At 63.0% G+C, this 2,705-nt stretch carries 3 protein-coding genes; 2 read left to right on the plus strand and 1 reads right to left on the minus strand.

Annotated features, from left to right (window positions below; all coding sequences use genetic code 11):
* A partial coding sequence (gene ipdC / locus B3V69_RS03095) for an indolepyruvate/phenylpyruvate decarboxylase (RefSeq protein ID WP_296443693.1) occupies positions 1 to 1,557 on the plus strand: 1,557 nt, incomplete at its 5' end.
* Between the two features lie 184 nt (positions 1,558 to 1,741).
* Positions 1,742 to 2,059, plus strand: coding sequence for a DUF1840 domain-containing protein (locus B3V69_RS03100; protein ID WP_296443694.1), 318 nt, complete (start codon positions 1,742 to 1,744; stop codon positions 2,057 to 2,059).
* Positions 2,060 to 2,083: 24 nt separating this feature from the next.
* Here the strand turns inward: B3V69_RS03100 and B3V69_RS03105 are convergent.
* A partial coding sequence (locus B3V69_RS03105) for a beta-eliminating lyase-related protein (protein WP_296443696.1) occupies positions 2,084 to 2,705 on the minus strand: 622 nt, incomplete at its 5' end.

Here is a 2,705-nt window from a genome sequence, read left to right on the forward strand (position 1 = left end):
CCCGGCGACTTTGCGCTGCCTTATTTCCGCATCATCGAAGAATCGAAGATCCTGCCGCTGTATACGCTGTCGCACGAACCCGGCGTCGGCTTTGCCGCCGATGCGTCGGCGCGCATCAACTGCGGCCTCGGTGTGGCCGCGGTGACCTATGGCGCCGGCGCGCTGAACATGATCAACTCGGTGGCGGCGGCGTTTGCCGAGAAATCGCCGCTGGTCGTGCTCTCCGGCGGGCCCGGCAAGGGCGAGTCGCGTTCCGGCCTGTTGCTGCACCATCAGGCCAAGACGCTTGATTCGCAATTCCAGATCTTCAAGGAAATCACCTGCGACCAGGTGCGACTCGATGACGCCGAGCGTGCGCCCGCCGACATCGCCCGCGTGCTGGCCAGTTGCCTGCGTAAGTCCGAGCCGGTTTATATTGAAATTCCGCGCGACATGGTGGCCATGCCCTGCGCGCCGGTGGTGCCTGAAGCCGCGTTGGCGCCCGACCAGGACGCGCTCAATGCCTGCGTCGATGAGATTCTGGAACGTTTGTCCCAGGCCAGGTCGCCCGTTTTGATGGCTGGCGTCGAGGTTCGCCGTTACGGACTTGAGCACAAGGTGGCCGAGCTGTCGCGTCGCCTCGGTGTGCCGGTGGTGACCAGCTTCATGGGCCGCGGTCTGCTCGCCGATCAGGATGCGCCACTGGTGGGCACCTACATGGGCGTGGCCGGCTTTCCGGAAGTCACCCAGCTGGTCGAAAGTTCGGATGGTTTGTTCCTGCTCGGTGAAATCATTTGCGACACAAACTTTGCCGTGTCCGAGACCAAGATCGACATGCGCAAGACGATCCAGGCGCTCGATGGCCGGGTCACCATCGGTTATCACATCTATCCGCAGTTGCCGCTGGCGGCCTTGGTCGATCGCATGCTGGAGCGCATGGGCCTTGGCGAAAAGGTGTTTGCCGTCAAACGCCAGGTCTTTCCCCATGGCCTGGTGGCCGATTCAAGCTCGATCACGCCGACCGACATCGCAACCGCCGTCAACGATCTGATGGCGGAGCACGGCAAGATGCCGATTGCCTCGGACATGGGCGACTGCCTGTTTACCGCGATGGAGATCGAGCACACGGCGCTGGTGGCACCCGGCTATTACGCAACGATGGGTTTCGGCGTGCCGGCCGGCTTGGGTCTGCAGGCAGCGACCGGCCAGCGGCCACTGATTTTGGTCGGCGATGGCGCATTCCAGATGACCGGCTGGGAACTGGGCAACTGCAAGCGCTACGGCTGGGACCCGATCGTGCTGGTGTTCAACAACGCGAGCTGGGAAATGCTGCGCACCTTCCAACCCGAGTCCTCCTTCAATGATCTGGGCCACTGGGGCTTTGCCGAAATGGCCGCGGGCCTGGGCGGCGATGGCGTGCGCGTCGGCACGCGCGGCGAACTGAAGGCGGCGCTGGACCACGCCATGGTCACACGCGGTCGCTTCCAACTGATCGAGGTGACAATTCCGCGCGGCGTGCTGTCGGCCACCTTGGCGCGTTTTGTGGCCGGGGTGAAGCGGCTCAACGCCGCCAAGTAACGCCCTGGCTTGCGGTCGCCATCGACTTCATGGGTGGCAATTGGCAGCCCAAGGGAATCCAAGGGTGAAAGCGGCCATTGCAAGTCGAATGGGGAATTGGAACAAACGGTCGACAGGCCCCTCAATGCGCGCGCAAAATGGTGATTCGCTCACCTCTTTCGTTCTGTCTTATGGAAAACTGATCATGATTTACAAATTCAAATCCCAAGCCGCCGCCGATGTCATCATGCTTCAGCTCAATGGCGAGCAGATGCTCAACATTATTGGCAAGGACGCGTCGCCGCAGGGCATCATCACCGTGGCACAGATTCCCGCCGCCATCGCCGCGCTGGAGGCGGCCGTGCTGGCGCACGAGGCAGCGCAGGCCCGCCGCAAGGAGGAGCTTCCACAAGAAGGTGAAATCGAAGGGGACAGCGTCATGCTGCGCCATCGTTCAGCCCCCTTCATTGACTTGCTGCGCTGCAGCGCGCAGGCTGGCAAGGATGTGGTCTGGGGCGTGTGATCAAAACCGTCAGCGTCTGTTCACTCAGGCGTTCACCCAGGCCAATTCGCAGGTAAAGTGGCGCAGGTACTGGGGCTGCTTGGTGATGCGCACGCCGCGGATGCTGGCAGCCTTTTGCTTGACCTCGTCAATCACCTCGGCCGCGTAGTCGAAATGCGACTGGGTGTACATGCGACGCGGAAAAGCCAGGCGCACCAGTTCCATGCTGTGGTAGGTTTCGCGGCCGTCCGCCAGCCGCTTGCCAAACATGACGGAGCCGATCTCGACACCGCGGATGCCGCCCTCCAGGTAGAGCGCATTGCACAGGGCCCAGGCTGGGTAATGCGCCACCGGCATGTCCGGCAGCACGGTCCGGGCGTCGATGTACACGGCATGGCCGCCGGTCGGCTTGACGAAACCGACGCCCGAGGCTTGCAGGCGCTCGCCCAGGTATTCGGCGGTGCGCAGACGGTAGCGCAGATAGTCTTCCTGCATGCCCTCCTCCAGCCCGACGGCCAGCGCCTCCAGGTCGCGTCCGGCCAGGCCCCCGTAGGTGGGAAAGCCTTCGGTCATGATCAGCACGTTGCGCACCGCGTCCATCCACTCCTCGCTGCGCAAGACGATAAAGCCGCCGATATTGACCATGCCGTCCTTCTTGGCGCTCATG

The sequence above is a fragment of the Rhodoferax sp. UBA5149 genome, assembly GCF_002413825.1.
Lineage (GTDB): Bacteria > Pseudomonadota > Gammaproteobacteria > Burkholderiales > Burkholderiaceae_C > Rhodoferax.